Source organism: Rathayibacter sp. PhB151 (genome assembly GCF_004366415.1).
Classification (GTDB): Bacteria; Actinomycetota; Actinomycetes; order Actinomycetales; family Microbacteriaceae; genus Rathayibacter; species Rathayibacter festucae.
On the sequence record NZ_SOEN01000006.1, the window covers coordinates 635,920 to 660,752 of the forward strand.

Here is a 24,833-nt window from a genome sequence, read left to right on the forward strand (position 1 = left end):
GGGAGCATGAGCGACGACGACGACGTGCGCCGACTGGCGCTCCTGCTCCCCGGCGCCGAGGAGCGGACCGCCTACGGCACCCCGGCCTTCTACGCCGGGCCAAAGATGTTCGCCCGGCTGCACCAGCGGCCGGGTGTCCTGCTCGTCTGGCGAGCCGATCTGGGCGAGCGCGAGGCGCTGCTGCAGAGCGACCCGGACACGTACTTCACGACGAGCCACTACGACGGGCATCCGAGCGTGCTCGTGCGGCTGGAGAAGATCGGCGCGGACGAGCTCGGCGAGCTGCTGCGCGAGGCGTGGGCCGCGAGGGCGCCGCGCCGGCTGCTCGACGGCGAGGCCTGACTCCTAGGTTCCGCGGCGCACCGTTTCGTGCACCCAGGCGAGCTTCTCGGCGATCGCGGGCGTGATGACGAAGGGGTAGAGGTCGTCCTTGCCCATCGAGCGGTTCACGCTGTTGAGGGCGAGCGAGAAGCCGTGCCAGCGGGCGAGGATCTCGGGCGTCTCCAGATCGGCGACGCGCTGCGCGCCCGTCGCCTGCACACTGCCGACCAGCGACTCCGGGAGGCGGCCCCAGGGTCCGGCGACGGTCAGGCCGACCGTGGCGGTCGTCTCCAGCGCGTCGGCGATGTGCAGGTAGTGCGCGAAGGTCTCGGCGAAGTCCTCCCACGGGTGCGTGGTCGCGTACTGCGAGATGTGGTCGCGCGCCCAGTCCTCGGTCGCCGCGCCGCCGTAGTGCGCGTCGAGCGCGGCGCCGTAGTCCGCCCGCTCGTCGCCGAACAGCGCGCGGAACGCGGGCAGGAGCGGCGTGCCGTCGACGAGCAGCTGCCAGTAGTAGTGGCCGATCTCGTGCCGGAAGTGGCCGAGCATCGTCCGGTACGGCTCGCCGAGCCGCGCCTTCAGCGCCTCGCGGTGCGCGTCGTTCCCCTCGGCGAGGTCGACGGTGATCACGCCGTCGGCGTGCCCGGTCGTCACGGCGCCCTGCGCGGAGGAGAGCAGCTCGAAGGACAGCCGCCGACCGCGGTGCACCGGCAGGTCGAGGTGCCGCAGCTGGCGCAGCAGCCGCCGCTTGGCGAACTCGGCGACCGTCAGCTGGCTCAGCGTCGCCGCGTCGTACACCGGCGGCCGAGCGCTCGTCAGCGCGCAGGAGGCGCAGGCGCCACCCGTGCCCTCCGCCGCGAGCCAGGTGCAGTCGATCGTGCCGCGGTAGACGCAGAGCGCGCGGCCCTCGGCCTCGACGAGCTCGTCCGCGTCGACGTCGTACGCGAGCGCCGTGCCGCAGCGCAGGCACCGCGCGTCCTCGAACTCCACCCGCGCCTCGCAGTGCGGACAGCCGAAGACGCGCATGACGGGCGAGTTTACCCGCCTTCAGGCCCGACGAGCCTCGAGCCCTCGCCTGCGCCGGCGCCGGCCAGGTCGGCGAGGACATCGACGACGACGCTCCGGATCCCCGTGAACGCCTCCGACGACGAGTCCGCCGCCCAGGAGAGCGAGGGGAACTCCGCCACGGTGCCGAGGAACTGCTCGTCCTCCTGCGACCACTGGACCCGATAGGTGCGGCGCTCCGCGTCGGTCATCGTCGCTCCCCTTCCCCTTCTCGGTCGCCGCGAGCACCTGCTCGACGTGACCGGACGAGTATCACGGGCGATCTCAGCGAGGCAGTGATCGTGCGCCAGGCCACGTCACCGCGAACGGCGTCTCTCCAGACCTCGCCTGCGTGGAGACGGTGGGCCGGGCGCAGGACGCGCTCCTCACCGAACGGGGAGCGACCCGAGCCGAGGATGCTCGACCGCCGAGCGGTACGGTTGTGTCATGGACGTCAAGCAGGCCGCCGAGCGACTCGGGGTGACTCCGCGCCGCGTGGTGGCGCTGATCGCCGCCGGCCGGATCGAGGCGACGAAACTCGGCCGCCGCTGGGAGGTCACGGAGGTGTCCGGCGCACGTTCGCGCCGTCCTCTCTCGGTCAGGTCGCGGCAGTCGCTGGCGCACGCCCTGCACGAGCGGACCCTGTCGGGCCTCGAGGGGCAGGAGCTCGCCAGGACCGCCGCGCGCATCCGCCGGCTCCGCGCGTCGCAGGACCCCGCCGGGTTGCTGGCGGACTGGTGGGGTGGAGAGGTGGAGTCCGGGCTCGTCGACTTCGGCACCAATCTCGTGCAGCACGCACTCCACGGTGATCCGGACTACGTGCGAGAGGCACTGCACCGTCCGCGACGCGAGTACCTGCGACGCCTGGAAGACCTGGCGGATGCCGTGAGCTCGGAGCGACGCATCATGGGACTCTCGATCGACGACCTCGCGCGAGCCGCGGAGGTGGACGTCTCCGACGTCCGACGCCTCGAACGCGGTCTGCCGGTGTCGCGGCCCTCGACCGCCCGGCGCGTGCTGGACGCCCTGGGCGTCGAGCCGACCGCACTTCCCGATCTGGTGCTCCGGTGACGGAACGACTCGAAGCGTGGCTCGAGGGCAGACATGCCGGGCAGTTCACCCGGGACGCCGACGGCAGGATCGGCTTCAGCTACTCCGACGACGCACCGTCGACGCCGATCTCCCTGTCGCTGCCGCGCGAGGGCACGACGACGCGCGCGGCGGCGGCGAGGTTCCTCGACAACCTGCTGCCCGACCAGGAGCACACGCGACGCCGGATGGCACAGGCGTACGGGGTCGCGAGCACGGGGACGTTCGAACTCCTGCGGACGGTCGGCGGTGACGTCGCCGGCGGCCTGGTGCTCCTCCCCGACGGCGAGGCACCGCCGACGGGACTGGCGCGGCTGAATCCGGCTCTCGATCGGGACGTCGCCGACCGCATCAACAGCATCAAGCTCGATCCGGACGCCTGGGTGCCGCGACAGACTCCCGCGCGCTTCTCCCTGGCGGGAACGCAGGGGAAGTTCGCCCTGGCTCGAGTGGACCGGAACTGGTACTGGTCGAACGCCGCCGTGCCCTCGACGCACATCGTCAAGCCCGCGCGCCCGGAGCATCTCCACCTCGAGGAAGCGGAAGCGTCCGCGCTCGCGCTGGCCGCGGAGGCCGGCCTCCCGACTCCCCGGGCGGCCGTCCTGCAGATGACGGATCAGACGGCGTTCGTCGTGGAGCGCTTCGACCGCGTCGTCGACGACGACACCGTGTTCGCGACACGACTCCACGCCGAGGACCTCGCTCAGGCGCTGGGCGTCGACGTCTCCCGGAAGTACTCCGTGACGGCCGTGCAGATCGTGGAGAAGCTCCGGTCGGTCGACGCGACCGGCGGGGTGGTGCGCGCCTTCCTCCGGCAGCTGGCCTTCAACGTCCTCATCGGCAACGCTGACGCGCATGCCAAGAACTACTCCGTCCTCCTCCGGCCCGACGCCGTCGGCCTCGCTCCGATCTACGACACGGTTCCGACCGGCCTGTTCCCGGCGTTCGACCAGGAGCTGGCGATGCGCATCGCCGGCGCGCGGTTCCCGCAGGCGGTGACGCAGAACCACTGGCGGAAGCTCGCGAGGAGCACGGGGATCGACGAGGAGGAGGTCGTCAGTCTCGTGGAGGAGGTGGCGCGCGGCGTCGCGGCGAGGAACGACACCGCGTGGACGACCCTCGACGACGATCAGGCGAGGCGACTGACCGAGACCGTGGAGCGCAACGTCGCCGTCGCGCTGGCACGGCCCCGCCGGGCGACGACCTAGGCGATGCGGATCAGCTTCTTGTTGACGAACTCCTCCAGGGCGCTGCGGCCCATCTCGCGGCCGGTGCCGGAGCGCTTGACGCCGCCGAAGGGGAGCTCGGCCGCGTCGCCCAGGACGAGGTTGATCCAGACCATGCCGGCGTCGATGCGGTCGGCCAGGCGGAGGGCCTGCTCCGAGTCGGTCGTGTAGAGGTAGGAGCCCAGGCCGTAGGGGGTGTCGTTGGCGAGCGCGATCGCCTCGTCCTCGTCGTGCACGCGATAGAGCGCGGCGACGGGGCCGAAGAACTCCTCGCGGTAGGCGTTCATCTCGGGGGTGACGTCCTCGAGGACGGCCGGCGGGAAGAAGTTGCCGGTCACCTCGCCGCTCGCGCGGACGGTCGCGCCCTGCTCGCGGGCGACGGCGAGCTGCTGCTCGAGGCGCGCGGTCGCGGCGGCGGAGGAGAGCGGGCCGAGGAGGGTCCCCGAAGCGTGGGGATCCGCGGGCTGTGCGGCGGTGAAGGCCGCGGTGAACTTCTCCGCGAAGGCGTCGTATAGAGCGTCGATCACGATGAAGCGCTTGGCGGCGTTGCAGGACTGGCCGTTGTTGTCCAGGCGGGCGGCGACCGCGTCCTCGACGGCCTTGTCGAGGTCGTCGGTGGAGAGCAGCATGAACGGGTCGGAGCCGCCCAGCTCGAGGACGACCTTCTTGAGGTTCCGGCCGGCGATCTCGGCGACGGCCGCTCCTGCGCGCTCGGAGCCGGTGACGGAGACGCCCTGCACGCGCGGGTCGGCGATGACGGTCGCGGCCTGGTCGTTGCTGGCGTAGAGGTTCACGTAGACGCCGGCCGGGGCGCCGAGCTCCTCAGCGGCGGTGCGGAAGATGTCGGCGATCGCGGCGGCCGACTCCGGGCACTGCGGCGCGTGCTTGAGCAGGATCGTGTTGCCGTTCACCACGTTCGGGCCGGCGAAGCGGGCGACCTGGTAGTAGGGGAAGTTCCAGGGCATGATCCCCAGCAGCACGCCCAGGCCCGAGCGGCGGACGAACGCCGAGCCGGTGCCGTCGGCCAGCGCGATCGGCTCGTCCTTCAGGAACTCCTCGCCGTTCTCGGCGTAGTAGCGGTAGATGTCGGCCGCGAAGCCGACCTCGCCCTGCGCCTGGTCGAGCGGCTTGCCCATCTCGCGGACGATGATCTCGGCGAGGGCGTCGGCGCGCTCGACGTGCAGGTCCGCGACGCGGGCGATCAGCGCGGCGCGGGTGGCGACGGGCACGGTGCGCGACCAGGTGGAGTACGCGTCGTGGGCCGAGGCGATGGCGTCGGCGAGCTCGGCGTCGGTGATGCCGGGGTACTCGCTCAGCGTCTCGCCCGAGGCCGGGTCGATGACGGCGTAGCTGCTGCTGCTCATGCGGGGAGTGCTCCTTCACGGTCGCGGGCCGGCGCGGTCGCGTCGGTGGTGTCGGTGGTGTCGTCGTTCGTCGCGGCGGGGTCGTCGGCGGAGTCTCCGGCGGTGTCCTCGTCGAGGATCTCCTGCGCCAGGCGCCGGCCGACGCGGATCGCGCCGTCGACGTGCTGGTAGCCCTCGGCCGCGAGGTCGCTCGAGCCGAAGCGGAGCGGGCCCACCGGCTCGAGCTGCAGCGCGCCGTAGCGGGTCAGTCCGCCGAGGTCGAAGCTCGCGGCGTACGCGCCCTGCGTCCACTCCTCCGACGCCCAGTCGCTCTCGTAGTAGACGACGGGGTCGAGCGCGGCCGGGCCGTAGTAGGCGGCGAGCGAGTCGAGGATCGCGGCCTTCCGCTCGGCCTCGGGCAACGCGAGGACGCGGTCGGCCTTCTCGTCCGAGACGAAGCCGACGAGGGTTCCGCGCTCCTCCCCCGCGTTGGAGTTGTCGTAGGCCTCGTGCACGAGGGCGTGCGGGCTGAACGCGGTGCCGGAGAGGCCGTCGGCGCGCCAGAACGGGGTCGCGTAGGTCGCGTGCACCTTGATCACCAAGCCGAGGGACTGGTGCTGGAGCGCCTGCTGGCGGAGCCGGGGCAGCGGCGGGTCGAACGTGATCCGGTTGACGAGGTTCGGCGGCACGGCGACGATCGCGCGGCGGGCCCGCACGGTGACGCCGTCGGCGCGGACGATCACGCCGTCGTCGCCGTACTCCACGGAGCGGACCGGCCGGCCGAGCAGGACGCGCTCGGCGCCCACGCGCTCGGCGAGCCGCTCCGGGACCTGCTGCAGACCGCCGAGGACGCGCTTGTCGAGGATGAAGTCGGCGTCGACGAGGTTGCCGAAGCTGCCCGCGCTCGCCGCCATCAGCAGGGCCTGCAGCAGCGAGAAGGAGTGCGCGGGCTTGGTGAGCATGGCGTCGGCGATGAAGAGCGCGATGTTCGCGCGGGCCTCGGCGTCGTCGCTCTGCGCCTCCAGCCAGGCGCTGAAGCTGATCCGGTCGTAGTCGTGCGCCCGCGGATGCGACCACGGAGCGGACGGGTCGGTCTCGGCGACGAGGCCGTCGAGGATCCCGATCAGGCGCTCGATCTCGGCCTCGGTGTCCGCGCCGCCGGGGAAGATGTCGCCGGTGAAGCGCCGGGCGCCGCCGTCGGCGCCGATGTAGACGCTCTCGCCCTCGCGGTAGCGGGAGTAGGTGTCGAGGCCGAGCTCGTCGAGCGTCTCGAGCAGGGCGGTCTGGTCGGGCGAGACCCACTGCCCGCCGATCTCGAGCATCTGGCCGTCGACCACGCGGGTCTCGAGGCGGCCGCCGACGCGCTCGCGCGCCTCGAGGACGACGACGCGGCGGCCCTGCTCCTGCAGCCGGAGGGCGGCGGTCAGGCCGGTGGCGCCGGCGCCGATCACGACCACGTCGCAGTCGAGATCGGATTCGGGGGCGGTCGCGCTGGACTCCACCACGCTGTGCATGACAACTCTTTCCGTCGGTGATCCCCGCTTTCGACGAGGGATTGCGAACAATTCTGGCACAGCAACGGTGGAGAAGGGCAGTGGAGGACCTGACGGATCGATCTTTCCCGCGATACATAGGCGTGCTATGTTTAAGCACGTGCTCGAACCCTCCGCTCCCGTCCGCCTCGCCTCCGCCGCCACCGCTCTCGCGCGGTACGCGGGCCGCTCCAGCGGTGCCACCGGGCTCGGCGCGCAGTCCGGCGCCGTCTGGTCGACGCTCGCCGAGCTGCGCACCGCCTCCCCGATCCGCCTCGGCGAGCTCGCCGAGCGCGTCCGGGTCACCCAGCCGACGATGACCGGCATCATCGCGCGCCTCGACGAGGCCGGCTGGATCCGCCGCGTGCACGACGAGAGCGACGGCCGCGCCTGGCTGATCGAGGGCACCGAGGCGGGAGCCGCGGCGCTCACCGAGCACCGCCTCCGCCTCGACGCCGCCCTCGCCCCGCTGTTCGACGACCTCGACGACGACGACCGCCGCGCCCTCGAGCGCGCCGCGTCCCTCGTCGAGGAGCGCGTCCTGCGCGTCGCCGGCAGCCCCGCCTCCTGACTCCCCTTCCCCGCACGACCCCTCCCCCGAAAGGCCCCTCCGTGTCCACTCCCCACTCCCCCGCCGCGGGCGGCTCGATCCTCCGGCAGCCGCTCGCCGTCTGGGCCGTCGCCTTCGCCGCCGTCATCGCCTTCATGGGCATCGGCCTCGTCGACCCGATCCTCCCGGCCATCGCCGAGAGCCTCGAGGCGACGCCGACCGAGACCTCGCTGCTGTTCACCAGCTACCTCGTGATCACCGGCGTCGTGATGTTCTTCACCAGCTGGCTCTCCAGCCGCATCGGCGCGAAGAAGACGCTGATGATCGGCCTGGTGCTGATCGTCGTCTTCGCCGCGCTCGCCGGCACGGCCGGCAGCGTCGAGGGCGTCATCGGCTTCCGCGCCGGCTGGGGCTTCGGCAACGCGCTCTTCATCTCGACCGCGCTCTCGACGATCGTCGGCGCGGCCAGCGGAGGCTCCTCCGCGGCGATCGTGCTCTACGAGGCCGCGCTCGGCGTCGGCATCGCGATCGGCCCGCTGCTCGGCGGCCTGCTCGGCTCGGTCTCCTGGCGCGGACCGTTCTTCGGCACGGCCGTGCTGATGGCCGTCGGCTTCATCGCCATCGCGACCCTGCTGCGCGAGGACGGCCCGCGGCCGACCCCGACGCCGCTCTCCGCGCCGTTCAAGGCGCTCGCCGTGCCCGCCATCCGCACCCTCGCCGGTGCGGCGCTGTTCTACAACATCGGCTTCTTCGTGCTGCTGGCCTACACGCCGTACCCGCTCGGGCTCGACGAGATGGGCCTCGGCTTCACCTTCTTCGGCTGGGGCCTCGGCGTCGCGATCACCTCGGTCTTCGTCGCTCCGCTGCTGACCGCGCGGCTGCCGCGCACCGTCGTGCTCCGCTCGGTGCTGGTGCTGCTGGCGCTCGACCTCGTCGCCGGCGGGCTGCTGATCTCCTCGCGGGTCGGCCTGATCGTCTGCATCATCGTGGGCGGCCTGCTGCTGGGCGTCGTCAACACCGTGCTGACCGAGTGCGTGATGGAGGCGACCGACCTGCCGCGCTCCGTCGCCTCGTCCTCCTACTCGGGCGTGCGCTTCCTCGGCGGCGCGATCGCCCCGCCGGCCGCCTCGGCGCTGGCCGCGGCGATCTCGCCGGCCTTCCCGATGTACGCGGCGGCGGGCGCGGTGCTGATCGCCTCGCTGATCGTGTTCCTCGGGCGGCGGACGCTGGTGCGCGCTGATGCGCACGGCGCCGAGAGCGCCGCGGTCGAGGCCCAGTCGATCGCGGTCGGCGAGAGCCTCTGACGGTGCTCACCGGGAGGGGCGTCCCTGCCGCCCCTCCCGCAGTCGGCTCCCCGGCGCGACCGGGTCCCGCGGAGCGTCTCGCGTTCGCTGCGCGGAATCGCTTGGCACGCGATTCCGCGGGATGCTCCTGCGCCCTGCTTGCGGGGATGCTCCGAACGAAGCAGTACCTGAGCACGGGTGCCGCTGTGAGGGCCGTTCATGCTGATCGAGTAGCCCGCGCAGCGGGCGTATCGAGATCCACCGTCGTCCGGGCTCGAGCCGTCAGGGCGCGACCTCGAACATCCGGGGGCGGAGCGGATGGGTGCGCGGATCCGCGGCGCAGGCCGCGAGGGCGGCGGCGAGCATGCCCGGCGCCGGCCGCGCCTCTCGGACATAGACGTCGACGCCCGCCGGGGTGAACGGCGTGCGGGCGAAGCGGGTCAGCGCCCAGCCCGCCTCGGTGTCGGCCGCGACGAAGGACCAGCGGCTGCGGGCCAGCAGCGTCAGCGGCTCGACGCCCCGCCAGCGGAAGCCGTCGGGATCCGCGGGGTCGGGGGCGTCGATCCCGACCACGTAGCGGGTCGAGCGCCGGCCGCGCCAGCTGACGACGTCGCCGACCTCTCCGCTCGGCAGCGGCGCGTAGGTGATCGCCACCCCCTCGCGCCCCCGCCACAGTGGCAGGCTCGAGCCGCGCACGAACCAGGTCCCCGTCGCCAGGGCGGCACGATCGATCGCGGGAGCGTCGATCACGGCAGCGCGTGCTTCACGTTGGAGCGGGCCAGCGCGATCGCCTCGCCCGCGCCGCCGTTCATCACCATCTTCGACATCGCCAGCGCGAAGCCCTTCACCTGCGCGCCGGTGACCGTCGGCGGCAGCGAGAGCGCGAGCGGATCCGTGACGACGTCCACGAGCACGGGTCCCGGGTCGGCGAGCGCCTCGCGCAGCGCGGACTCCACCTCGCGCGGGTCCTCGACCCGGATCCCGCGGATGCCGACCGCCGTCGCGACCTGCGCGTAGTCGACCATCGGCACGTCGACCGCGAAGTCGGGGAAGCCGTCGACGAGCATCTCCACCTTCACCAGCCCGAGCGTCGAGTTGTTGAAGACGACGATCGTCACCGGCAGCTTGTACGCCGCGACCGTCACCAGCTCGCCCATCAGCATCGAGAGCCCGCCGTCGCCGCTCAGCGAGACGACCTGGCGGCCGGGCTGCGCCATCTGGGCGCCCACGGCGTGCGGCAGCGCGTTCGCCATCGAGCCGTGCGAGTACGAGCCGAGCAGGCGCCGACGCCCGTTCGGCGTGATGTAGCGCGCCTGCCAGACGTTGCCCATGCCGGTGTCGGCGGTGACGATCGCATCGTCGGCGAGCAGGGAGTCGAGCGTCGAGGCGACCAGCTCGGGGTGGATCGGCCGCTTCGTGGCGACCTCGGTGTACTTGCCGACCACGCCGGTGACGAGCTTCTCGTTCTTCTTCAGCATCCGGTCGAGGAAGCGGTGGTCCTTCCGCTTCACCAGCGGAGTCAGCGCGTCCAGGGTCGTGGCGACGTCGCCGTGCACGGGATGCGCGACGCTCACCCGGCGACCGAGCTTGGAGGCGTCGCTGTCGACCTGCGCGATGACGACCTTCGACGCGTCCGGCAGGAACTGCTCGTAGGGGAAGTCGGTCCCGAGCAGGATCAGCAGGTCGGCGTCGTGCATGCCTGCGTGGGCGGCGCCGTAGCCGAGCAGCCCGGTCATGCCGACGTCGTAGGGGTTGTCGTACTGGATCCACTCCTTGCCGCGCAGGCTGTGCCCGATCGGCGCTCCGATCAGCTCGGCGAACGCGACGACCTCGTCGTGCGCGTCCCGCACGCCCGCGCCGGCGAAGATCGCGACCGTCTTCGCCTCGTCGATCGCCTGCGCGAGCGCGCGGACGTCGGCCGCGGCGGGCACCAGGGCCGGCCGCTCCGGAAGCACGAAGGACGGGAAGTCGCCCTCCGCCTCGAACTCGGCGACGTCGCCCGGGAGGGTCACCACGGCCACGCCGCGGAGCGCGACGGCACTGCGCATCGCTGCGTTGACGACCCGCGGGGCCTGCGCCGCCGTCGAGACCAGCTCGCGGTAGTGCGAGCACTCGACGAAGAGGCGGTCGGGGTGCGTCTCCTGGAAGTAGCCGGAGCCGATCTCGCCGCTCGGGATGTGGCTCGCGATGGCGAGCACGGGAGCACCCGAGCGGTGCGCGTCGTACAGGCCGTTGATCAGGTGCAGGTTGCCAGGGCCGCAGCTCCCGGCGCAGACCGCCAGCTTCCCGGTGATCTGCGCCTCCGCGCCGGCCGCGAAGGCGGCGGCCTCCTCGTTGCGGACGTGGATCCAGTCGATCCCGCCCTTCGCCGAGCCGCCGCTGCGGCGCACCGCGTCGACGATCGGATTGAGCGAGTCCCCGACGATCCCGTAGATCCGGGCGACCCCGGCGTCGATGAGCTGGGCGATGAGCTGGTCTGCGACGGTCTTCTGAGCCATGCCCCCATTCGACTCCACCCGGCTGGACTTCGCCTGCCCCTCGCGGGGCCTTGCCGGGCGGCGACGATCGGAGTAGCGGGCCGCACCGCAGGGGGGGTGCCCGAGCGGCCCTCGCCGCCCCTACCCTGGAGCCGACCCGCCACCGCCGCTGTCTGGAGCCCTCGATGAACCGCCGCCGTTCCGCCCTCGTCCTCGCCGCCGCCGCGGCCCTCGCCCTCGGCCTCACCGGCTGCTCGGGGATCAACAGCATGATGGGCGGCGAGACCCGCGACGACACCTCGGGCGAGATCGTCGACGGCGGCACGACCGACGTCTTCCAGCTCCGCGTCGGCGACTGCCTGAACGACGAGCTGAGCGAGACCGCGACCGAGGTCACCGACGTGCCGACCGTGCCGTGCTCCGACGCGCACAGCTACGAGGTCTTCCAGAACATCACGATGGCCGAGGCGGACGAGTACCCCGGCGAGACGGCGACCACCGAGCAGGCCGACTCCGAGTGCCAGGCCGCGTTCGAGGGCTTCGTCGGCCTCAGCTACGAGGAGTCGCAGTACGACTTCAGCTACTACTACCCGACCCAGGAGAGCTGGGACGGCGGCGACCGCGTCATCAACTGCCTGATCACCGACCCCGCGGGCCCCAGCACCGGCACCCTCTCGGGCGCCGCCGCCTGACCCTCCCCGCGAGATGCCACTTGTGCACGCTTTTCACGGCGTGTCGCGCTCATATGTGGCATCTCGCGGCGGGGATCAGCGCGTGGCCGGGGGGCGGGGGAAGAGGGTGAGGAGGAGGCCCGAGGCGATCCAGACGGCGGCGATGCCGAGGACGAGCCAGCCGGCATCGAGGCCGGAGGCGGCTCCGGCGAGGGCGGCGCCGACCGCGGCGGCGGCGGCGCGCAGGCCCGCGCCGATGGTGAAGACCTGGGAGCGGACGGCGGCCGGGCTCTCCTGATCGCGCAGCAGCAGCATCGCGGCGTTCGCGGGCGCGGTGAAGACTCCGGCGACCGCGAACGCGACGAGGGCCACGACGATCCCGAGGTCGGGCGCGGCGGCGAGCAGGGCGACGCCGGTCGCCGCGAAGCCCGCGCCCATCACCCAGGCCGGCGGGCGGCGGGTCCAGCGCCGCACGGCGACCGCGATCGCGCCGAGCAGCCCGCCGACGGCGAACGCGGTGAGCAGCCCGGCCGCCGCGTCGGTGCTCCCCACCCGCTCGAGCGACAGGCCGATCGCGGCGACGCCGGCCGCACCGCCGCCGATCTGGCTGATCGTCCCGGAGAGGGTGACGATCGCGATCGGCCGGTGCCGCACGAGGTGGGTGACACCGGCCGCGATGGTGCGCCGGACGCCGACGGTGGGGGTGGGCCGCGCCTCCATCCGCAGGGCGAGCGAGCCGAGGACACCGACGAGCGCGAGGGCGGCCATCGCGAGCATGGCGAAGCGGGCCGACGCGACGGCGATCACCAGCCCGGCGATCGCGGGGCCGCCGATCGAGGCGACGGTGTAGGACAGCGAGTCCTGGGCGTAGGCGCGGCGCGGGTCGGCGATCGCGCTGGTCACGAAGCTCGACATGCCGCCCATGTAGACCGGGGTCGCCAGGCCCGCGATCACCAGCAGCAGCGCGATCAGCGCCGTCGGCACGTCGCCGAGGAAGGACGCGAGCGCGAACGAGGCGGCGGTGGCCAGCGCCGCGCCGACCAGCAGCCGGCGCGGTGCCCGCACCCGGTCGAGTACCGTGCCGACCAGTGGAGCGGCGATCACGCTCGGGAACAGGGCGGCGCCGGTCAGCAGCCCGCCGAGGGCGACGTCGTCGAGGCGCTCGACGGCGAGGACGGGCAGGGCGACGACCATGCCCGCGCTCGCGAGGCGCAGCGGGATCGAGGCGGTCAGGTAGGTGGCGGCGCTCATGCGGCTCGGGAGGACATCACCTCCCATTTTTCCATGCTCTCGAGGGCCCGCTCCCCGGCCGCGGCGATCAGGGCAGCAGGATCACCTTGCCGTCGAGCGTGCGCGACTCGGCGAGCTCCATCGCCGCCACGATCTCCGTGAGCGGGAAGCGCGCCGCGATGTTGGCCGTGAGCGAGCCGTCCGCGAGCAGCGCGAGCACGCGGCCCAGGTCCTCCTCGAGCCGCGCGCGGAACCGGGCGGGTCGCAGCGAGTGCCCGGACCAGAGGTCGTAGAAGACGGCGCGCTTCCCGTTCGGCGCCAGCTGGTACGCCTGCACCCGGGCGAGCTGCTTCAGGAACGGCGGCCAGATGCTGCCGGTGCTCGCGCTGACGATCGCGTAGGCGACGAGGGTGCCGCCGGGCGCGAGCAGCGTCCAGGCCAGGCGGGTGGTCTCCCCGCCGATGTTGTCGAAGACGGCCTGCACGCCGCCGGGCGCGAGCTCGCGGACGCGGGCGGCGAGCTCCGGGTCGGCGTAGTCGACCGGCTCGACGCCCGCCGCGCGGAGGGCGTCGTGGTGCCGCGGCGAGGCGGCGCCGATCACCCGGATGCCCTCTAGCGACGCGAGCCGGTGCACGAGGCCGCCGACGCCGCCGTTCGCCCCGAACAGGAGGATCGTGTCGCCGCGGGAGAGCCGGGCCGAGCGGTGCAGCATCTGCCACGCCGTCACTCCGTTCACCACCACGGCCTCGGCGTCCTCGGGCGCGACGCCCTCGGGGACGAGGACGCAGTCGCGCGCGGCGACCCGGGCGTGGCCGGTCCAGCCGCCGGTCTTGGTGAGCGCGGCGACGCGGCGGCCCTCGAGCGAGGCGTCGCCGCCGGGACCGACGGCGAGCACCCGGCCGACGAGGTCGTAGCCGGGCGTGAAGGGGAAGGCGGGCTGGGCGAAGTAGCGGCCGCGGCGCATCGACTGCTCGGCGAAGGAGATGCCGGTGGCCTCGACGGCGACGAGCAGCTCGCCGGCCGCGGGCGGCTCGACGGCGGCCTGCTCGAGGAGGAGTCCGGACGGCTCGACGAGGCCCGGGAGGACGACGCGGGTGGTGGTGCGCGGGAGGGCGGTGGTCATGGTGTGCTCCTAGCAGTAGGTGTGTGTGACTAGACAGTCACTTCTTGAGATGCGAGAAAGGAAGTTCATGCTGATCGAGTAGCCCGCAGAGCGGGCGTATCGAGGTCCACCGGCGTCAGAGGACGGTTCTGCAGACCCGCCCTTCTGACGACGGTGGGTCTCGATACGCCCCTGCGGGGCTACTCGACCAGCATGGGTCGACCAGCAGGCGTCGACTAGCAGTGAGACGGCCAGCATGAGTCGGCCAGCGGGGCGTCGGCTGGCATGCGCGCCGGCTCAGTCGTGGTGCCGGATGCCCGCGGAGACGATGCGCGCCCACTCGGAGTCGACGCCGCCGAGGTCGGTCTGCACGATCAGGTGGCAGAGCTGGCCGTAGGCGATGAAGCGCTGCACGGCCGGGCCGTCGGCGCCGGACACGACGCTCACGGTGCGGACGACCGTCGAGATCCCGCGGCGGACGGCCTCGCGGATCTCCGGCACCCCGCTCGCGCTCTGCGCCTGCGACTGCAGCATGATCAGGTCGCGGTCGGCGATCAGATCGACGTAGGCGAGGGTCATCGCCTCGAGCCGGTCGGCCGGGTCCGACGAGACCGAGGCCTCCCCCGCCGCGGCGAGCGTCGACGCCACCAGCTCGTAGCAGCGGTCGACCGCGGCGACGAAGACGCCGAGCTTGCCCGGGAAGAGCCGGAAGACGTAGGCCGGCGAGACTCCCGCCTCGGCCGCGACCTCGGTGATCGGGGTCGCGGAGTAGCCGGTGCGCGCGAAGACGTGCACGGCGGCCGCGGTGATCCGCTCGCGCTGGGCTTCTGCGGTGGAGCGGGGAGTCGTGATCGGCATGTGACTGATTGAACACTTACAACGGGACGGTGTCAAGAGACGGCCGGTGCGGATCCCGGATCAGGACCGCTTCCGCCGCCCCTTCAGCGCGAGCTGCAGTGCCGCGAGGAGCAGCAGCGCGGCGAACAGCACGCCCGAGATCCGCGCCGGCAGCAGGAACGACAGCGCGACGCCGGCGAAGGAGAACCCCGTCGCGCAGAGGCCGACCACGAGCCCGGCCCGGACGTCGAGCAGTCCGCGGCGCGCGTTCGCGATCGAGCCGCTGATCGCCGTCGGGATCATCGCGGCGAGCGAGGTGCCCTTGGCGAGCAGATCGGCGAGACCGAACGCGCCGACGAGCACGGGCACGGCGATCGCGCCGCCGCCGATCCCGAAGAGCCCCGAGGCCACTCCCATCGCCAGGCCCAGCCCGCCGAAGCCGGGCCAGACGCCCCAGCCCTCGGCGACGTCGCCGGTCTCGTTCGAGCCGAACACCGCCATCCGCACCGCCGCGGCCACCAGCAGGGCGACGAACAGCCAGCGGAGCACGCCGAGCGGCAGGCGCGCCAGCAGCCAGGAGCCGAGGACCGCGCCGATCATCGCGGCCGCGGCGATCACGGCGGCGGGAAGCCAGGCGACCTGCCCGCCGAGGGCGTAGCCGAAGGCGCCCGCCACCGCGGTCGGCGCGATCGCCAGCAGCGAGGTCGCGGAGGCGCGGCGCTGGTCCATCCCGGCCCAGGCGATCAGCATCGGCACCATCACGATGCCGCCGCCGACGCCGAACGCACCCGAGAGCACCCCGCCGATCGCGCCGATCAGTGCCAGCACGAGCATCGCCCTCGGGCGGAGGTCCTTCGGGCGGGTCGCCGGGGCGCTCGCCGCCGTCTCCGGGGCGGCCTGCGCGCTCGTCTCGTCCGTCACCCGTCCAGCCTGCCACCTGCGCCGTCGCACGGCGGAAACATGCGGTGCGTACCCTTCGTGATGCGTCGCCGGTGGGGGCCGGGCGATCGACGCGAGGAGGGGGCACCGTGCGTGCGACGCCGATCCGGGCCGCGTCCTGGCCCGCTGCCCTGGCGGTCCGCGCGGTCTTCGAGCGCGAGGCGCGGCGGACGGCCGCGGCGATGCTGCCGTTCGCTCCGGAGGGGATCCAGCGGGTCGCCGAGCCGATCCCGGCGCGTCCGGACGCTCCGGCCACGACGGCCGACGTCCTCCGCTCCGCGGGCGCCGGCTCGCGCCCGACCGTGGTCTGGATCCACGGCGGCGGCTGGGTCTCCGGCCACCGGCGCGACGTGGACCCCTACCTGCGCCTGCTCGCCGAGGCCGGCTACACCGTCGTCTCGCTCGACTACAGCCGCGGACCCGAGGCGGTGCACCCGACCGCGCCGCGGCAGCTCCTCGCCGCACTCGAGCACCTGCGGCGCAGCGCCGGCCGCCTCGGGATCGCGCGGGACCGCCTCGTCCTGGCCGGCGACTCCGCGGGGGCTCAGCTCGCGAGCCAGCTCGCCACCGCGATCACGAACCCCTCCTACGCCCGCGCGGCCGGGCTCACGACGACCCTGCCCGTCGACGCCGTGCGGGCGGTGATCCTGCACTGCGGGGTCTTCGACCTCGCCGCCCTCGCCCGCGCCACCGGTCTCGCCGGCCGCGGGCTGCGCGCCGCCCTCTGGGCGTACACCGGCCGACGCGCGTGGTGGACCTCCGACGCCGCCCGGTGGATGTCGACGATCGAGCACGTGACGCCGCGGTTCCCGCCGACGTTCCTCAGCGGCGGCAACGCCGACCCGCTCACCGCGCAGCAGTCGCGCCCGTTCGCGGCGCAGCTGCGCTCGCTCGGCGTCCCGGTCACGGCGCTGCTCTGGGGCGACGGGCACGAGAGCGAGCTCGGCCACGAGTACCAGTTCCACCTCGAGCTGCCGGAGGCGCGCGAGGCGCTGGAGCGGACCCTCGCGTTCCTGGCGCAGCAGACGGCGCGATGAGGCCCGCCTCCCTCCCGACCCTGGCAGTCCCCTGGGCAGCCGGGACTCCACCGTGACGTTCGCCGTGCACGCTCCGTCCTACCTCTGAACCGCCCGATCGACCGACCGGGCACCGAGACGAAAGAGGAGATCATGGCCGAGAGCACCGCGAACACCACGATGACGAACGGGACCGGACGCACGGTCATCGACGACGGCGTCATCGCGAAGGTGGCCGGCATCGCGGCCCGCGAGGTGCCCGGCGTGCACGCCCTCGGCAACGGCGCCGCCCGCGCCCTCGGCGCCATCCGCGGCGCGCTCGGCAGCGACGACCGCGCCCAGGGCGTCAAGGTCGAGGTCGGCGAGCGCCAGGTCGCCGCCGACGTCACGATCGTCGCCGAGTACCCGGCCGCGCTGCAGGACGTGGCGGAGGGCGTGCGCTCCGCCGTCGGCCGCGCGATCCGCCAGATCGTCGGCATGGACGTCGCCGAGATCAACGTCACCGTCCAGGACGTCCACATCCCCGAGGACGACGCCCCCGAGGCCGAGCCGCGCGTCGCCTGATCACCCCGCACCACCCCTGACGCCCCGCGGTCGATCCGGCCGCGGGGCGTCTCGGTGCGTCCGGCCCCGAAGCCGGCAGCGCCCCCTCCCCCGCCCCACCCGCCCCCGACCGCGTCCCCCGCGCGGCACCGAACCCCTGGAGATGCGCATGGAGAACAACTGCGCCCGACCCCTCGACGTCGACGACGCCGTCGCGCTCATCGGAGTCCTCACCACCCTCGAGGTGCTCACCTCCGCCGGCCGCCTCGGCACCCCCGAGCTCGACTCCCTCCGGCACAGCCTCGCGCAGGGCGGCGCGGTCCTGCCCGGCGCCGACGACGTCGAGATCGCCGCCGCCCTCGCGGCCCTGAACGCGCGACTTCGCGACAGCATCTCCTAGCCGCCGACATCGGCTCTCCGCAAGAGCGTGTTTGTGACAGGCTTGTCATCGCGCGCCACTGCGCGACGATGAAGGAGCAGCCATGAGCGTCGGTCACTACGTGCTCTCGACCACCGGGCCGTTCGCGGACGAGACCGAGATCCTCGGCGTCTACTCCACCGAGTCCTGGGCACGCGAAGCCGCCGCCAGCTGGCTCGACGCCCTCGACCTCGAGGCCTTCCCGCAGTGCGTGATCGAGAACTGGAACGGGTCGCACCTGCTCCACCGCGAGGTCCTCGGCGGCCTCGGCCTCGACGACGACGGCTCGGCCGCCGGCACCGTCGAGGGCTGACCCTCAGCGTCCGGTGCTCGCCGCCCAGTGCGACGGGCGCTCGAAGTCCGCCGGAAGCGCCGTCCGCGCGTCGCCGCGCGTGCTGCTGACCTGCGCCTGCGTGAGGTAGATCGCCGTCGAGAGATCGGCCCCCGCCACCTCCGCGTCCCGCAGATCGGCGCCGAGGACGTCGCAGCGGCGGAGATCCGCGCCCCGGAGGTCCGCGGCGATCAGCAGGGAGCCGCGCAGGTCGGCGCCCCGCAGATCGGCGCCCGCGAGGGCGGCCGCCACGAGGTCGGCGCCGGGCTGCAGGCGCAGTCGGCCGTGCCGCCGCCGCCGTGGCCCGTCGTTCCGCGCGGCCGCGCTCGCCGCGATCAGCAGCGGACGGGCGGCGCCGTACTCCGCGTCGACGTCGGCCGCGAGGATCGCGTCGGCGTCGGCGAGCGTCAGGGCGTGCACCGCGTCGAAGCGGACGTGCACCGCGTCCCGCAGGGCGGTGTCGACCCCGCGCAGGCCGAGGGCGACGTCGAGGTACCAGAGCAGCTCGTGCAGGCGACGCATCAGTGGGAAGACCGCGAACATCCGCGCGCGCACCTCCGCGTCGCTGCGCCAGGAGACGCCGCCGAACGTCTGCATCGAGACCTTCTGGCCGGCGCCGAAGCAGTCGAAGACGGTGCAGCCGGCGAAGCCCTCCGGCCGCAGTCGCCGGTGGATCGTGCAGGCGTCCTCGGTGTCGAGGTTCGTGCACGGCTCGCCCGCCGGCTTGTCGACGGGGAAGTCGGCGGAGCGGGTGAAGGCGAGGGCGACGCAGCAGAGGCCGAAGCAGTTGGCGCAGTCGGCGCCGAGGTCCTCCCGGCGGCCGAGCTCGACGCGGGTGCGGGTGCCGGTCACGATCGCCGGCCCCTCAGTGCGACAGGGCGAGCACGCCGACGACGGCGGCTCCCAGTCCGACGAGGCCGAGCAGGCCGATGATGCTCTGCGCGAGGCCGAGGCCGGCCCGGACGACCGCGATCAGGGCGATGCCGGCGAGGGTCGCGACGTAGACGCCGACTCCGATCCGCAGCGCGACCACGTCGTCGATCCAGCCGAGCGCCGAGGCGATCAGCACCAGGACGGGGAGCGAGGCCGACGCGAGGGCGCCGCCGGCGATCCGGAGCATGACGCGCGCCTCGGCCGCGGTGGGGGTCGCCGCGTGGGCGACCTGGTGCGCGATGACGTCGGCGACGAAGCCGGCGGCGGAGATGCCGACGATCGCGATGACGAGGCTGCGCAGGGCGTGCGCGGAGTCGGCCTGCTCGTCGACGGCGTAGATCATCACGACGGCGAGCCCGGTGAAGGCGGCGTAGACCCGCTCCTTCAGCGCCTTGGCGACGACGTCGAGGGACCCGCCCTCCGCCGCCGCGCGCCGACCGGACGGCCCTCCCCCGCGCACGGCGCTCAGTACGAGGCGGTGTCGACGCGGGCGGCGGAGGCGTCGCCGGACTGACGGGCGGTGAGGTCGCCGAGGATCGTCGCCGAGCCGCTCGTGCCGAAGCGGGTGACCCCGAGCTCGCGGAAGGCGAGGAGCGTGTCGAGGTCGCGGACGCCTCCCGAGGCCTTGACCTGGACGGCGTCGGAGACGGCGCCGCGCATCAGGCGCAGGTCGTGCTCGTTCGCGCCGCCGCCGCCGAAGCCGGTCGCGGTCTTGACGAAGTCGGCGCCCGCACGCTCGGCGGCCTCGCTGCCGGCGACGATCTGCTCGTCGTCGAGGTAGCTGGTCTCGAGGATGACCTTGACGACGTGCCCCTCGGCGGCCTCGACGACCGCGCGGATGTCGGCCTCGACGTCGTCGAGCAGGCCGCTGCGCAGGCGCCCGATGTTGACGACCATGTCGAGCTCGACCGCACCGTCGGCGAGGGCCTGCGTCGACTCCGCGACCTTCGCCGCGGTGGAGGTCGTGCCGTGCGGGAAGCCGATGACCGTGCCGACGAGGACGCCCGAGCCCTCGAGCCGGCGGACGGCGTGCGCGATGTCGGAGGGGCGCACGCAGACGCTGAAGACGCCGGCCGCGCGGGCCTCGTCGAGCTGCGCGTCGACCTCGGTGCGGGTCAGCTCGGGCTTGAGGATCGCGTGGTCGATGAGCGCCGCGATCTCGGCGACGGTCGGAAGGCTGCTTGTCATGCGCCCATTTTACGCGGCGCCCGGAGGCCGGATCTCGATACGCCCGCTCCGCGGCCTGCTCGATCAGCATGCAAGGGCCGCCGGTCCGAGCGCGACGCCCCCATGCAGCGGACCACCGCCACGGCGCGGCATCCCCATGCTGGTCGAGTAGCCCCGCCAGGGGCGTATCGAGACCCACCGTCGCCGAGACGGTGGGTCTGCAGACCCCATGCCCGGTCACGGTGGATCTCGATACGCCCGCTCCGCGGCCTACTCGATCAGCACGCAGGGGGCCCGCCGGCGTGTGCGAGCCGTCGCCATCCGTCACGAACGGCTGCCTGAGAGCGAACGAAGGAGCCGTTCGCGACGGATCACCGTCCGGAACGAGGAGCGCCAGCGGGAACCGCGAGCGCATCGCGCAATCGCGTGCCAAGCGATTGAGCGCAGCGTACGCAGGACGCTCTACGGGAACCGACCACCTCAGGTAGCCGACTGCGGGAGGGGCGGCAGGGACGCCCCGACCCGGGAACGCCGAAGGCCCCCCGATCGCGAGATCGGGGGGCCTTCGGCGTGAGCGCAGCTAGCACGCTGGTGAGCGGCGCTGCGCGCCGATTACCAGCTCGACTTGGTGATGCCGGGCAGCTCGCCGCGGTGGGCCATGTCACGGAAGCGGACACGCGAGATGCCGAACTTCGAGAGGTTGCCGCGGGGGCGGCCGTCGACGGCGTCGCGCGAGCGGACGCGGACGGGCGAGGCGTTGCGGGGGAGCTTCTGGAGGCCCGTGCGGGCGGCCTCGCGGGACTCGTCGGTCCCGGCGGGGTCGACGAGGGCCTTCTTCAGCTCGAGGCGCTTGGCGGCGTAGCGGTCGACGACCACCTTACGCTGCTCATTGCGGGCGATCTTGCTCTTCTTGGCCATACTTAGCGCTCCTCGCGGAAGTCGACGTGCTTGCGCACTACGGGGTCGTACTTCTTGAGCACGAGACGGTCGGGGTCGTTGCGGCGGTTCTTCTTGGTCACGTAGGTGTAACCGGTTCCGGCCGTCGAGCGGAGCTTGATGATCGGACGGACGTCCTGCTGCTTGGCCATTAGATCTTCACCCCACGAGCGAGAACATCCTTCACGACGGACTCGATGCCACGGGCGTCGATGACCTTGATGCCCTTGGCCGACAGCGTCAGCGTGACGTTACGGCGCAGGGACGGGACGTAGTACGTCTTCTTCTGCACGTTCGGGTCGAAGCGGCGCTTGGTGCGCCGGTGCGAGTGCGAGATGGCGTGTCCGAAGCCGGGAACGGCTCCGGTCACCTGGCAGACTGCTGCCATGGTTTCCTCCATGTGTGGGTACCGTGGGCCACGCGCGGCACGAGGCCTCGCCCGACCCACCCAAGGTCACTTGTCGGCGCACCGCCCGCCTGTCGAGGAGGACCGGGGTCCCGCCCGGAGGGCAGCGCGCAAGAGCGTGCAGATGCACGCAACCCGAGTAGCTTAGGCGACACGCGCGCACCCTGCAAGACTCGCCGGTGCTACGGTCGCTCCGGTGCACCGGGGGGTCCGGGTCGCCACGGGGGGAATCATGGGCGGCTCGAGGCCGGATGCACTGCGGCGCCGTGCGCTGCTGCTGGGGATCGCCTCCGCCGCCGTCGGCCTGGCCGGGTGCACGAGCACCGCGCGGCTCACGCCGACCGCGACGCCGGTGGCCGCGACCACGACTCCCACCCCCACTCCCCCGCCGCGCCCCGTGCCGACGGCGACGGCCGCGCCCGTGCCGGTCCGCGTGCGCTTCCCGCTGCCGGAGGGCACGATCACCGAGCTGCCCGGCGACGGGAACCTGATGGCGTGGACGGTCGACGACGGCGCCGACACCGACGTGGTCGCCGCCTACGCGCAGTTCGCGAAGGACACCGGGACCCGGCTCACCTTCTTCCTCAACGGGAAGTACGACTCGTGGACCGTGAACGCGCCGGCGCTCGCGCCGCTCGTCGCGAGCGGGCAGGTGCAGCTCGCGAACCACACCTGGTCGCACGCCGATCTGACCTCGCTCTCGGACGACGGGATCCAGGAGGAGCTCGGCCGCAACGGCGACTTCATCCGCGCGACCTACGGGGTGGAGGCCGCTCCCTTCTACCGCCCGCCGTTCGGCTACACCGACGCGCGCAGCCGGGCGGCCGCGGCGGCCGTCGGCTACACGGCGACGACGCTCTGGTACGGCTCGCTCTCCGACTCGGGGCGGATCACGCCGGAGCAGCTGCTCGGCTTCGCGGACGAGTGGTTCCGGCCGCAGCGCATCGTGATCGGGCACGCGAACTTCGACCCGGTGACGACGGTCTACGCGCAGCTGGTCGACCTCCTCCGCGCCCGCTCCCTGCAGACGGTGACCCTCCGCGACGTCTTCGCCGTCTGACGGCCTCCGCGAGATGCCACTTGTGCACGCCTTCCTCGGCGTGTCGCGTGCACAAGTGGCATCTCGCGGCGGGGATCAGACGCGCAGGGTCGCGTGGGCGGCGGTGGTGATGGCGGCGGCGACCGCGTCGAGGCTCGGGGTGTGCAGGGACCACTGCTGCCAGTAGAGGGGGACGTCGACGGGGGCGCCGCCGAGGGGGACGAGGCCCGGCGCGCCGACAGGGGCCTGCAGCTCGGGGAGCATGCCCCAGCCGAGGCCCAGGCGCACGGCCTGCTCGAAGTCGGCCGAGCCGGGCACGCGGTGCTGCGGCGGGCGTGCCTCGACTCCGGCCGCGGCGAGGAAGCGGGTCTGCAGGCGGTCCTTCTCGTCGAAGACGACGACGGGGGCGACGGCGAGCGCCGCCGCGTCCGGCCCCTGCGGGAACCAGCGCTCGGCGAAGGCGGGGGCGGCCATCGCCCGGTAGCGCATCACACCGAGCGGGGCGACGGTGCAGCCGAGCACCGCCTCCGCCTCGGCCGTCACCGCGGCGAGGACGGTGCCGTCGCGCAGGAACGCGGTGGTGTGCTCCTGGTCCTCGCGGTGCAGCTCGACGACGACCTCGGGGACGGTCGCGAGCGCGGGCAGGACCCAGGTCGCGAGAGAGTCCGCGTTGACGGCCATGGGCACCGTCACCGGTCCGCGGCCCTCGCGCGCACCGCCGTCGAGCGCGCGCACGGCGTCCTCGGTGAGCAGCTCGATCTGGCGGGCCAGGCGGAGCAGGCCCGCGCCCGCCTCGGTGGCGACGACGGGACGCGAGCGGACCAGCAGCACCCGCCCGGCGGCGGACTCGAGCGCCTTGATCCGCTGGCTGAGCGCCGAGGGCGTGACGTGCAGCTCGCGCGCGGCGGCGTCGAAGGAGCCGAAGCGGACCGCGGCGGCGAGGGCACGGAGGCGGGCGAGGTCGAGATCGTCGGTCAGCATCGAGCTCCCATCAGTTGCGCTTACGGTACTGAAGGAGCGTGAGCTGGTCTACAGACGCGGTCGCCCCTAGCGTCGGAGTCGTGTCCCCCCTCCTCGCCGCCGTGTCCGGCCTCGGCTTCGGCCTCTCGCTCATCATCGCCATCGGCGCCCAGAACGCGTTCGTCCTGCGGCAGGGCCTCCGCCGCGAGCACGTGCTCGCCGTGGTCGCGATCTGCGCGCTCGCGGACGCCGCGCTGATCATCCTCGGCATCGCCGGGATCGGCGCGGTGCTCGAGTCGGCGCCGTGGCTGCTGGTCGTCATCCGCTGGGGCGGGATCGCATTCCTCCTCGCCTACGCCGTGCTCGCCGCGCGGCGGGCGCTGCGCCCCGGGACGCTCGAGGGCGACCCGGCCGGCGCCTCCACCTCGCTGCGGACGGCGATCGGCACCTGCCTCGCCCTGACGCTGCTCAACCCGCACGTGTACCTCGACACGGTGGTGCTGCTCGGCTCCGTCGCGAACACGCACGGCGACGAGCGCTGGTGGTTCGGCGCGGGGGCGGCGCTGGGCAGCGTGCTGTGGTTCACGGCGCTGGGCTTCGGAGCGCGGGCGCTGCGCCCGCTGTTCCGCAGCCGGACGGCCTGGCGGGTGCTCGACGGCGCGGTCGCGGTCGTGATGGTGGTGCTGGCGGTGTCGCTGGCGCTGTCGTCCTGAGAAAGGTCGTCCCGAGCGATTTCGTGTTGCGGGACGGCGCGCCGGTCAGCCCGCGCGGGCGATCAAGCGGGCCGCCAGCAGCCAGACGATCCCCGTCGCGAGGATCGACAGCGCTCCGGCGATCGAGGCGGCGAGCGAGAGACCGAGCAGCAGCTCCTGCGACGGCGTCGCCGTGACCAGGAGCGGGGCCGACACGGCGTACCCGCCGACGGCGTTGACGGCCACCGCGACGGCGGCGGTCACGATCACCCGCCGCGGGACCGTGTGCGAGCGCGCGAGCGCGACGAGCCCCACCACTCCCGCGGCGAAGGCAAGCACGGCGAGGACCAGCACGAGCGTCGCGGCGGTGATCATCTCCGGTGTCGCGGTCGAGCCGGTCGTGCTCGGCGAGGACCAGTTCACGATCGGCCGCAGCACGATCAGCACCGCGAAGACGATCAGCGCCGTCGCTCCGGTCGGGCCGACCAGCCCGCCCTTCGAGTCGGCGCCGCGCGCGAGGACCGAGGCGGCGGCCGCGAGCAGCCCCGCCCCGAGGAGGACGACGGCGCGCGCCGCGAGCAGGGAGCCGGAGCCGGTCGGGGCGACGAGGAACACGAGGTCCAGCAGTCCGGCCGCCGCGACGAAGAGGCCGGCGAGCCGCAGGGTGGCCGCGCGCCGGGCCGCGGACGGCGCACCGGTGACCGGAGTCGTCATCGGGGTCCCCTCTCCCGTGCTGGACCCTCCACGCTAG

Annotated in this window: 30 protein-coding genes; 12 read left to right on the forward strand and 18 right to left on the reverse strand. The window is 73.3% G+C overall.

The features are described from left to right. Positions 1-6 precede the first annotated feature (6 nt). The gene (locus tag EDF35_RS03695; RefSeq protein WP_133960763.1) at positions 7-342 is read left to right on the forward strand and encodes an MmcQ/YjbR family DNA-binding protein; all 336 of its coding nucleotides are present in this window, start codon (positions 7-9) and stop codon (positions 340-342) included. 3 nt (positions 343-345) lie between these two features. Here EDF35_RS03695 and EDF35_RS03700 read toward each other — a convergent pair whose 3' ends face one another. Both EDF35_RS03700 and EDF35_RS03705 read right to left on the reverse strand, forming a co-directional pair. Beyond that, positions 346-1,344: a putative zinc-binding metallopeptidase gene (locus tag EDF35_RS03700; protein ID WP_133960764.1), complete on the reverse strand. Its 999-nt coding sequence runs from the start codon at positions 1,342-1,344 to the stop codon at positions 346-348. 11 nt (positions 1,345-1,355) lie between these two features. After that, positions 1,356-1,574 carry a hypothetical protein gene (locus EDF35_RS03705; protein WP_133960765.1) on the reverse strand — a complete coding sequence of 73 codons (219 nt, stop codon included), beginning with the start codon at positions 1,572-1,574 and terminating at the stop codon, positions 1,356-1,358. Positions 1,575-1,809: 235 nt separating this feature from the next. Here EDF35_RS03705 and EDF35_RS03710 point away from each other — a divergent pair, with 235 nt between their 5' ends. Together EDF35_RS03710 and EDF35_RS03715 are read left to right on the forward strand one after the other, a co-directional pair. Continuing rightward, positions 1,810-2,433: a helix-turn-helix domain-containing protein gene (locus EDF35_RS03710; RefSeq protein ID WP_123701619.1), complete on the forward strand. Its 624-nt coding sequence runs from the start codon at positions 1,810-1,812 to the stop codon at positions 2,431-2,433. Then, the gene (locus tag EDF35_RS03715; protein ID WP_133960766.1) at positions 2,430-3,659 is read left to right on the forward strand and encodes a HipA domain-containing protein; all 1,230 of its coding nucleotides are present in this window, start codon (positions 2,430-2,432) and stop codon (positions 3,657-3,659) included. Before EDF35_RS03710 ends, EDF35_RS03715 begins: the two co-directional genes overlap by 4 nt. Here the strand turns inward: EDF35_RS03715 and EDF35_RS03720 are convergent. Together EDF35_RS03720 and EDF35_RS03725 are read right to left on the reverse strand one after the other, a co-directional pair. Then, positions 3,656-5,041 carry an NAD-dependent succinate-semialdehyde dehydrogenase gene (locus EDF35_RS03720; protein ID WP_123701616.1) on the reverse strand — a complete coding sequence of 462 codons (1,386 nt, stop codon included), beginning with the start codon at positions 5,039-5,041 and terminating at the stop codon, positions 3,656-3,658. The two genes, EDF35_RS03715 and EDF35_RS03720, sit on opposite strands and share 4 nt — an antisense overlap. Continuing rightward, positions 5,038-6,534 (reverse strand): NAD(P)/FAD-dependent oxidoreductase, encoded by a 1,497-nt coding sequence (locus EDF35_RS03725; protein WP_133960767.1) that lies wholly within the window; start codon positions 6,532-6,534, stop codon positions 5,038-5,040. Before EDF35_RS03725 ends, EDF35_RS03720 begins: the two co-directional genes overlap by 4 nt. A gap of 139 nt (positions 6,535-6,673) precedes the next feature. Between EDF35_RS03725 and EDF35_RS03730 the strand changes: the two genes are divergently transcribed. Further along, on the forward strand, positions 6,674-7,123 hold the full coding sequence (locus EDF35_RS03730) for a MarR family transcriptional regulator (protein WP_166673992.1): 450 nt from the start codon (positions 6,674-6,676) through the stop codon (positions 7,121-7,123). A 41-nt stretch (positions 7,124-7,164) separates the two neighbouring features. Beyond that, positions 7,165-8,406: an MFS transporter gene (locus EDF35_RS03735; RefSeq protein WP_133960769.1), complete on the forward strand. Its 1,242-nt coding sequence runs from the start codon at positions 7,165-7,167 to the stop codon at positions 8,404-8,406. 261 nt (positions 8,407-8,667) lie between these two features. On the opposite strand, the gene EDF35_RS03740 is transcribed toward EDF35_RS03735, so the two are convergent. Both EDF35_RS03740 and EDF35_RS03745 read right to left on the reverse strand, forming a co-directional pair. Next, positions 8,668-9,135, reverse strand: coding sequence for a hypothetical protein (locus tag EDF35_RS03740; protein WP_133960770.1), 468 nt, complete (start codon positions 9,133-9,135; stop codon positions 8,668-8,670). Continuing rightward, the gene (locus EDF35_RS03745) at positions 9,132-10,883 is read right to left on the reverse strand and encodes a pyruvate dehydrogenase (protein WP_133960771.1); all 1,752 of its coding nucleotides are present in this window, start codon (positions 10,881-10,883) and stop codon (positions 9,132-9,134) included. Before EDF35_RS03745 ends, EDF35_RS03740 begins: the two co-directional genes overlap by 4 nt. A 164-nt stretch (positions 10,884-11,047) precedes the next feature. On the opposite strand from EDF35_RS03745, the gene EDF35_RS03750 reads away from it, so the two are divergent. Next, entirely contained in the window at positions 11,048-11,554 is a 507-nt protein-coding gene (locus tag EDF35_RS03750; protein ID WP_133960772.1) for a septum formation family protein, read from the forward strand. A gap of 75 nt (positions 11,555-11,629) precedes the next feature. On the opposite strand, the gene EDF35_RS03755 is transcribed toward EDF35_RS03750, so the two are convergent. From EDF35_RS03755 to EDF35_RS03770, 4 genes are all read right to left on the reverse strand, one after another. Then, positions 11,630-12,784: an MFS transporter gene (locus tag EDF35_RS03755; protein WP_166673993.1), complete on the reverse strand. Its 1,155-nt coding sequence runs from the start codon at positions 12,782-12,784 to the stop codon at positions 11,630-11,632. 67 nt (positions 12,785-12,851) lie between these two features. Beyond that, positions 12,852-13,886, reverse strand: a complete 1,035-nt coding sequence (locus EDF35_RS03760; RefSeq protein ID WP_133960774.1) for a medium chain dehydrogenase/reductase family protein — start codon at positions 13,884-13,886, stop codon at positions 12,852-12,854. Positions 13,887-14,162: 276 nt separating this feature from the next. Next, positions 14,163-14,723: a TetR/AcrR family transcriptional regulator gene (locus EDF35_RS03765; protein ID WP_123734380.1), complete on the reverse strand. Its 561-nt coding sequence runs from the start codon at positions 14,721-14,723 to the stop codon at positions 14,163-14,165. Between the two features lie 60 nt (positions 14,724-14,783). Then, on the reverse strand, positions 14,784-15,623 hold the full coding sequence (locus tag EDF35_RS03770) for a sulfite exporter TauE/SafE family protein (RefSeq protein ID WP_133960775.1): 840 nt from the start codon (positions 15,621-15,623) through the stop codon (positions 14,784-14,786). A gap of 107 nt (positions 15,624-15,730) precedes the next feature. Here EDF35_RS03770 and EDF35_RS03775 point away from each other — a divergent pair, with 107 nt between their 5' ends. The 4 genes from EDF35_RS03775 (at position 15,731) to EDF35_RS03790 (ending at position 17,931) form a co-directional block, all read left to right on the forward strand. Then, positions 15,731-16,678 carry an alpha/beta hydrolase gene (locus tag EDF35_RS03775; RefSeq protein WP_123701600.1) on the forward strand — a complete coding sequence of 316 codons (948 nt, stop codon included), beginning with the start codon at positions 15,731-15,733 and terminating at the stop codon, positions 16,676-16,678. A 132-nt stretch (positions 16,679-16,810) separates the two neighbouring features. After that, positions 16,811-17,221 (forward strand): Asp23/Gls24 family envelope stress response protein, encoded by a 411-nt coding sequence (locus EDF35_RS03780; protein WP_243839831.1) that lies wholly within the window; start codon positions 16,811-16,813, stop codon positions 17,219-17,221. Between the two features lie 148 nt (positions 17,222-17,369). Continuing rightward, a complete protein-coding gene (locus EDF35_RS03785) occupies positions 17,370-17,600 on the forward strand; it encodes a hypothetical protein (RefSeq protein WP_123701598.1) in 231 nt (76 codons plus the stop codon). An 82-nt stretch (positions 17,601-17,682) separates the two neighbouring features. Next, positions 17,683-17,931, forward strand: a complete 249-nt coding sequence (locus tag EDF35_RS03790) for a hypothetical protein (protein ID WP_123444778.1) — start codon at positions 17,683-17,685, stop codon at positions 17,929-17,931. A gap of 3 nt (positions 17,932-17,934) precedes the next feature. On the opposite strand, the gene EDF35_RS03795 is transcribed toward EDF35_RS03790, so the two are convergent. From EDF35_RS03795 to rpmB, 6 genes are all read right to left on the reverse strand, one after another. Then, on the reverse strand, positions 17,935-18,801 hold the full coding sequence (locus tag EDF35_RS03795; protein WP_133960776.1) for a pentapeptide repeat-containing protein: 867 nt from the start codon (positions 18,799-18,801) through the stop codon (positions 17,935-17,937). 13 nt (positions 18,802-18,814) lie between these two features. Then, entirely contained in the window at positions 18,815-19,342 is a 528-nt protein-coding gene (locus EDF35_RS03800; protein WP_123734377.1) for a hypothetical protein, read from the reverse strand. Positions 19,343-19,347: 5 nt separating this feature from the next. Continuing rightward, positions 19,348-20,070 (reverse strand): deoxyribose-phosphate aldolase, encoded by a 723-nt coding sequence (gene deoC, locus EDF35_RS03805; protein WP_123734376.1) that lies wholly within the window; start codon positions 20,068-20,070, stop codon positions 19,348-19,350. A gap of 591 nt (positions 20,071-20,661) precedes the next feature. Continuing rightward, on the reverse strand, positions 20,662-20,967 hold the full coding sequence (gene rpsN, locus EDF35_RS03810) for a 30S ribosomal protein S14 (protein ID WP_123444774.1): 306 nt from the start codon (positions 20,965-20,967) through the stop codon (positions 20,662-20,664). A gap of 2 nt (positions 20,968-20,969) precedes the next feature. Further along, positions 20,970-21,137, reverse strand: a complete 168-nt coding sequence (gene rpmG, locus EDF35_RS03815; RefSeq protein WP_027692168.1) for a 50S ribosomal protein L33 — start codon at positions 21,135-21,137, stop codon at positions 20,970-20,972. Next, positions 21,137-21,373 (reverse strand): 50S ribosomal protein L28, encoded by a 237-nt coding sequence (rpmB, locus tag EDF35_RS03820; protein ID WP_056038148.1) that lies wholly within the window; start codon positions 21,371-21,373, stop codon positions 21,137-21,139. The genes rpmG and rpmB overlap by 1 nt, the downstream gene beginning before the upstream one ends. A 250-nt stretch (positions 21,374-21,623) precedes the next feature. On the opposite strand from rpmB, the gene EDF35_RS03825 reads away from it, so the two are divergent. Continuing rightward, complete coding sequence (locus tag EDF35_RS03825) at positions 21,624-22,451, forward strand: polysaccharide deacetylase family protein (protein WP_133960777.1); 828 nt, start codon at positions 21,624-21,626, stop codon at positions 22,449-22,451. A 75-nt stretch (positions 22,452-22,526) separates the two neighbouring features. Here EDF35_RS03825 and EDF35_RS03830 read toward each other — a convergent pair whose 3' ends face one another. Beyond that, a complete protein-coding gene (locus EDF35_RS03830; RefSeq protein WP_133960778.1) occupies positions 22,527-23,411 on the reverse strand; it encodes an ArgP/LysG family DNA-binding transcriptional regulator in 885 nt (294 codons plus the stop codon). Positions 23,412-23,491: 80 nt separating this feature from the next. Here EDF35_RS03830 and EDF35_RS03835 point away from each other — a divergent pair, with 80 nt between their 5' ends. Then, positions 23,492-24,103 carry a LysE/ArgO family amino acid transporter gene (locus EDF35_RS03835; protein ID WP_208323005.1) on the forward strand — a complete coding sequence of 204 codons (612 nt, stop codon included), beginning with the start codon at positions 23,492-23,494 and terminating at the stop codon, positions 24,101-24,103. Positions 24,104-24,148: 45 nt separating this feature from the next. Here EDF35_RS03835 and EDF35_RS03840 read toward each other — a convergent pair whose 3' ends face one another. After that, positions 24,149-24,796: a hypothetical protein gene (locus EDF35_RS03840; RefSeq protein WP_133960779.1), complete on the reverse strand. Its 648-nt coding sequence runs from the start codon at positions 24,794-24,796 to the stop codon at positions 24,149-24,151. Positions 24,797-24,833: the final 37 nt, after the last annotated feature.

Bases quoted from the DNA above. Each gene is read 5' to 3' on its own strand.
- EDF35_RS03695 (WP_133960763.1), top strand. From the start codon at position 7: ATGAGCGACGACGACGACGTGCGCCGACTGGCGCTCCTGCTCCCCGGC.
- EDF35_RS03700 (WP_133960764.1), bottom strand. From the start codon at position 1,344: ATGCGCGTCTTCGGCTGTCCGCACTGCGAGGCGCGGGTGGAGTTCGAG.
- EDF35_RS03705 (WP_133960765.1), bottom strand. From the start codon at position 1,574: ATGACCGACGCGGAGCGCCGCACCTATCGGGTCCAGTGGTCGCAGGAG.
- EDF35_RS03710 (WP_123701619.1), top strand. From the start codon at position 1,810: ATGGACGTCAAGCAGGCCGCCGAGCGACTCGGGGTGACTCCGCGCCGC.
- EDF35_RS03720 (WP_123701616.1), bottom strand. From the start codon at position 5,041: ATGAGCAGCAGCAGCTACGCCGTCATCGACCCGGCCTCGGGCGAGACG.
- EDF35_RS03725 (WP_133960767.1), bottom strand. From the start codon at position 6,534: ATGCACAGCGTGGTGGAGTCCAGCGCGACCGCCCCCGAATCCGATCTC.
- EDF35_RS03745 (WP_133960771.1), bottom strand. From the start codon at position 10,883: ATGGCTCAGAAGACCGTCGCAGACCAGCTCATCGCCCAGCTCATCGAC.
- EDF35_RS03750 (WP_133960772.1), top strand. From the start codon at position 11,048: ATGAACCGCCGCCGTTCCGCCCTCGTCCTCGCCGCCGCCGCGGCCCTC.
- EDF35_RS03755 (WP_166673993.1), bottom strand. From the start codon at position 12,784: ATGAGCGCCGCCACCTACCTGACCGCCTCGATCCCGCTGCGCCTCGCG.
- EDF35_RS03760 (WP_133960774.1), bottom strand. From the start codon at position 13,886: ATGACCACCGCCCTCCCGCGCACCACCACCCGCGTCGTCCTCCCGGGC.
- EDF35_RS03765 (WP_123734380.1), bottom strand. From the start codon at position 14,723: ATGCCGATCACGACTCCCCGCTCCACCGCAGAAGCCCAGCGCGAGCGG.
- EDF35_RS03780 (WP_243839831.1), top strand. From the start codon at position 16,811: ATGGCCGAGAGCACCGCGAACACCACGATGACGAACGGGACCGGACGC.
- EDF35_RS03785 (WP_123701598.1), top strand. From the start codon at position 17,370: ATGGAGAACAACTGCGCCCGACCCCTCGACGTCGACGACGCCGTCGCG.
- EDF35_RS03790 (WP_123444778.1), top strand. From the start codon at position 17,683: ATGAGCGTCGGTCACTACGTGCTCTCGACCACCGGGCCGTTCGCGGAC.
- deoC (WP_123734376.1), bottom strand. From the start codon at position 20,070: ATGACAAGCAGCCTTCCGACCGTCGCCGAGATCGCGGCGCTCATCGAC.
- rpsN (WP_123444774.1), bottom strand. From the start codon at position 20,967: ATGGCCAAGAAGAGCAAGATCGCCCGCAATGAGCAGCGTAAGGTGGTC.
- rpmG (WP_027692168.1), bottom strand. From the start codon at position 21,137: ATGGCCAAGCAGCAGGACGTCCGTCCGATCATCAAGCTCCGCTCGACG.
- rpmB (WP_056038148.1), bottom strand. From the start codon at position 21,373: ATGGCAGCAGTCTGCCAGGTGACCGGAGCCGTTCCCGGCTTCGGACAC.
- EDF35_RS03825 (WP_133960777.1), top strand. From the start codon at position 21,624: ATGGGCGGCTCGAGGCCGGATGCACTGCGGCGCCGTGCGCTGCTGCTG.
- EDF35_RS03830 (WP_133960778.1), bottom strand. From the start codon at position 23,411: ATGCTGACCGACGATCTCGACCTCGCCCGCCTCCGTGCCCTCGCCGCC.
- EDF35_RS03840 (WP_133960779.1), bottom strand. From the start codon at position 24,796: ATGACGACTCCGGTCACCGGTGCGCCGTCCGCGGCCCGGCGCGCGGCC.